Here is a 4,493-nt window from a genome sequence, read left to right as displayed (position 1 = left end):
CCACACGGCGACGTTCTTGCCCTCGACCTTTGCATCGTCGTCATCATCGTCCCCGCGCCAGGCCTGCCACGCGGCCCACAGTCCCAAGCCCAGTGGGATCAGCCCGAAGTAAGGGATGGCCTGCGGGGGCAGGAAGACTCCCGCGCCCAGGGAGACGAGCACAGCCACGCCGAGGATGCCGGCGAACCCGAGATACTGGCCGGCCAGAATGCGTGCGGTGGTTCCGCGTTGGCCTGCTCCGCGGGCGAAAAACAGCGACAGGACGATGATGTCGTCGATATTGGTGGCAATGAACAGGCCGATCGCCTGCAGGGCCGAGGACAGGATCACGCCTGCACCTCCGTGGCGTGACAACCCGGCACTGAGCAGTCGGGCTCCAAGCAGGAGGCGTTTTCGTTGACCGCGAGGGTGATCTCGACCAAGGAAGATAGCGACCGGGCCAAGTGCGGGTCTGCGATCTCATACCGGGTCTGGCGACCTTCGGGCACTGCGACAACGATCCCGCAGTCGCGCAGGCATGCCAGATGGTTCGACACGTTCGACCGTGTCAGCTCCAGATCCCGGGCCAGCTCCGCCGGGTAGGCCGGCTGCTCCAGCAAGGTCAGCAGTATTCGGGACCGTGTCGGGTCGGCCATCGCCCGCCCTAACCGGTTCATCACATCGACACGAGAAGCAATAGTCAGCACTTGCTGAACTATACAGCGTCTGCTGAACTGTTGTGACAACGCCCTAAAAACCTAAAGGTTTTTAAGGCACATTCACGGCGCCAGGCGGGCTGCCGCGGGAGCCCTCGTCCACCCCGCTGGGGCCGCGGGTTTCAGGCGCAGCATGACGTCGGCATCTGGTTTCGGAAGAGGCCGGCCACGATGCGCAGGCTTTCGCTCATGGTCAGGTACGGCGCCCAGGTGTCGGCCAGATCGTCGACGGTCATGCCGCTTTTGATGGCGTAGGTGGCCGCCAGCATGATCTCCCCGGCCCCGTCCGCCAGAGCGTGCACGCCCAGAACCTTGCCGCTCACGGCGTCGGCGACGAGCTTCACCGCCCCGCGGGTGTCGTGCTGGACGAGCGCCCGGGGGACATCGGACAGGTCCAGGACGCGGCAGTCGCACGCGTGCCCTCGGGTGAGGGCCTCGTCCTCGGTCAACCCCGCCGAGGCCAGCTGGGGCCGGGTGAACACGACCGCAGGAAAGCCGGCGTAGTCGACCCGAGCTGCCGGCGGGTACCTGTCCTCGGTCAGGGCGTTGAGCGCGGCGGCCCGACCGCCGGCGGCGGCGGCGTAGACGTACTGGGGAGCCCCCGAGACGTCACCGGCGGCCCAGACGCGCGGGTTGGAGGTGCGCTGGGTCTGGTCGACCACGACGAAGCCGCGCTCGTCCACGTCCACACCGGCAGCGGCCAGGTTCAGGCCGTCGGTGCGGGGCAGGCGTCCGGTGGCCACCAGGACCTGCGCGCCGCGCACCTGTTCGCCCGAGTCCGTGGTCACCACCACCTCTCCTGCGGGGCCTGGTTCGCGGGCCACAGTGGTCGCGCGCTCTTCGACCACGGTGATGCCGTCGTCGGTGAAGACTTCCCGAAGTCTCTGGGCCAGCTCCGGCTCGGCGTGCGGCGCCAGACGCCCGACCACAGAGACCCGGGTGCCGAGGTGAGCGAACAGCTGGGCCTGCTCCATCCCGACGTACCCGCCACCGATAACGACCAGGGACTCAGGCAGCTCGGTCAGCTGCATCGCGGTGGTGGACGTCAGCCGGTCCACAGAGTCGAGACCGACCACCTCCGGGATGGCGGGGGTGGCACCGGTGGCGACCAGATAGGCCCGGGCCCGCAGCGCCTGGCCGTCGACGGCCAGGGTGTCCCCGTCCAGGAAGCTGGCCTGGCCTGGGCGGACCTGGAAGCCGTAGGCAGCGGCCACATCGGCGTACTTCGCATCACGCAGGCGCTCGATGAGTGCGTCCTTCTGGGCCACCAGATCGCCGAGGTTCACCGGTGCGGCTGACGTTGGGGCACCTTTGAAGGGATTGGTGAGCGCGGCGTGCCGGGCCCCGGCGGCCGCCAGGAGCGTCTTGGACGGCACGCAGCCGATGTTCACGCACGTCCCGCCCAGAACACCGCGCTCAACCAGCACGACGCTCTTACCGGCCTGGCTGGCCGCGATGGCGGCGGACATCGCCGCGCCTCCTGAGCCGATCACGGCCAGATCGACGTCGTAGTCCACACCCATTTGCCCACCTTCCTTCGCGTGACCCCTCTTCAGCGTCCATAGTGGACGTTCCAGCGCAGGGGAAGGTCAAGGCGAACATGGACGAGAGCCGAGAAAGGGGCCACTGTGCGCATCGGTGAGTTGGCCGTGGCCAGCGGCACCACAACCAAGACGCTGCGCTTCTACGAAGAAGCCGGCCTACTACCTGCGCCTGAGCGCACCGCCAACGGATACCGCGACTACACCCCTGCGGCCCTGGCGCGCCTGGACTTCGTTCGCCGCGGCCGCACCGCTGGGCTCACCCTGGCCCAGATTCGCGAGATCCTCGACATCCGCGACGCCGGAGTCGCACCCTGCCAGCACGTGCACGCCCTGCTCGAAGCCCACCTGGGCGACCTGGACCGCCAAATCGCCGACCTGCAAGCACTGCGACACACCGTCGCGCACCTTCACCACAGTGCCACCACCAGCGACCCCACCAAATGCGACACCACGACCGTCTGCCGCTATCTGTGACCAGACCGGTGCTCGCGTGTATCGCCATGAGCAGATGCCGCCACAGAGCGTCGACAGAACCCCGCCATATAACGGCGAAAGCCACAGCGGCGACGGTTGGCGGCATGCCGTCCCGCACGGGTGTACCCCAACGGGATCCTGTCGCGAGCAGGAGTCATCGACAGCAGCATGACGCTCGGACGCTCGGCACCCCAAGGAACGGCGGGGCTCCAGGTGTGACCGCGACGAACTGCCCGGCCCTTGTCTGGATAGTCGTTAAGATAAGGACTCGTTGTCCACTTTTCGTGTTCGCAGTGATGACATCGGACAGATCATCAACGACGGCTCCTGTCCGGTCTGCGTGCTATCCCACTATGGAGGTTGTTAGTGACTCGTCGACGTGGGTTCCTCGCAGAGATGCAGCGGCAGGCTCGCCTGGCCGAGCAGCGTCAGCGTGCAGCAGCCCGTCAGCAGGTGGCAGCCGTACGGCGTGCCGAGCAGGCGCAGCGGGCTGCGGAGCGTGCGCAGGTGGCTGCGGCGCGCTCCGCGCAAGCTGACCGTAAGCGATTGGAGCGCGAGGCCCGAGCAGCGCATGTCGAAGCCATGCAAGCTCGGGTGGAGTCACTAAATGCAGAGCTGGCTGAGCACTATGCAGAACTGGACGGGCTTCTGGAGGCAACCCTTGACGTAGACGACTATGTCGATCTCGAGGCTTTACGTGTGACCGCCCAACATCCACCGTTTCCCAGGTCAGATCTCCGCACCCCCGTCCCCGCGCCAGCGCCGATCCCGGAGCCTCCACTTCCCGTACGCCGTGAAGTTGCGCCACCGAAAGGCCCGTTCGGACGGAAGAAGAAGTTGGCCGCAGCCGAAGCCGAGGTTGATCGCCGCTACGCCGCCGATTACCAGGCATGGCAGGCCGCGATGGATTCGCTTCCTGCGCGCCAGGCAGCACAAGCTGCGGAGCATGCCGAGCTTGAGCGCGTCCGGCTCCAAGCGCTGGCAAAAGCGACCGCACAGTATGAGGCGGAGTCCGCGGAGAGGGAGCGTGCGGCGCGAGAACAGAACGACGAGTTAGACCAACTGATCGCCGGGCTCGGGTACGGCACGGTCGAGGCAGTACAGGAGTATGTCGGAATCGTGCTGGCCAACTCTGTCTACCCTGAGCATTTCCCTGTGGGTCATGAGTCCGAGTTCGAGCCGGCCACAGCAGAGCTCACGCTTCGGGTCACAATGCCTGGTCCAGAGACTGTGCCAACCATTAAGGCGTACAAGTACACGAAGTCCACCGACGAAATCGGTGAGACGCAGCTTTCGCAGAAGGCCGCCAAGGACCGCTACGCAGGCATCGTGCACGCTGTCGCACTGCGTAGCTTGCATGAAGTTTTCGAGGCTGACCGCCGCGGGCTGATTCGCAGCATCTCACTCGAGCTAGGCACCGAGACGATCAGTCCCGCCACAGGGCGTGAGACCTACGTTCCCTTTGCCGCTGTAGCCGTTGACCGCGACTCGTTCAACGAGCTGGACCTCTCGGAGATTGTCCCGGCCGTAACACTCCAGCATCTCGGCGCGGTGGTCTCGAAAAACCCGCACGGTCTGGCCCCGATCAACCCATCTGGCATCAGGCGCCTCTAGCCAGCCATGAACCTAATTTTCAACCCACCACCGGGATGGCCTAAGCCCCCACCCGGCTGGCAGCCACCGGCCGGATGGACCCCTGATCCCACCTGGCCCGAACCGCCGGCCGGTTGGAAGCTATGGCTATCAGACTCAGATGGACCGTTCCCGTTCTGGTGGACAC

Annotated in this window: 5 protein-coding genes; 2 read left to right on the top strand and 3 right to left on the bottom strand. The window is 66.1% G+C overall.

Annotated features, from left to right (window positions below; all coding sequences use genetic code 11):
* From G6021_RS17690 to merA, 3 genes are all read right to left on the bottom strand, one after another.
* A partial coding sequence (locus tag G6021_RS17690) for a cadmium resistance transporter (RefSeq protein WP_347238998.1) occupies window positions 1–330 on the bottom strand: 330 nt, incomplete at its 3' end.
* Window positions 327–686 (bottom strand): metalloregulator ArsR/SmtB family transcription factor, encoded by a 360-nt coding sequence (locus G6021_RS16420; RefSeq protein WP_031265333.1) that lies wholly within the window; start codon window positions 684–686, stop codon window positions 327–329. The genes G6021_RS16420 and G6021_RS17690, both read right to left, overlap by 4 nt.
* A 131-nt stretch (window positions 687–817) precedes the next feature.
* Window positions 818–2,218, bottom strand: coding sequence for a mercury(II) reductase (gene merA / locus G6021_RS16415; RefSeq protein ID WP_017838447.1), 1,401 nt, complete (start codon window positions 2,216–2,218; stop codon window positions 818–820).
* 105 nt (window positions 2,219–2,323) lie between these two features.
* On the opposite strand from merA, the gene G6021_RS16410 reads away from it, so the two are divergent.
* Window positions 2,324–2,713, top strand: a complete 390-nt coding sequence (locus tag G6021_RS16410) for a heavy metal-responsive transcriptional regulator (protein ID WP_007928756.1) — start codon at window positions 2,324–2,326, stop codon at window positions 2,711–2,713.
* A 396-nt stretch (window positions 2,714–3,109) separates the two neighbouring features.
* Window positions 3,110–4,327 (top strand): hypothetical protein, encoded by a 1,218-nt coding sequence (locus tag G6021_RS16405; protein WP_107746573.1) that lies wholly within the window; start codon window positions 3,110–3,112, stop codon window positions 4,325–4,327.
* The last annotated feature ends 166 nt before the right edge of the window (window positions 4,328–4,493 follow it).

Origin of the sequence: Dietzia sp. CW19 (assembly GCF_014145265.1) — a bacterium.
Lineage (GTDB): Bacteria > Actinomycetota > Actinomycetes > Mycobacteriales > Mycobacteriaceae > Dietzia > Dietzia natronolimnaea.
This window is presented reverse-complemented; position numbering and strand designations above follow the sequence as displayed.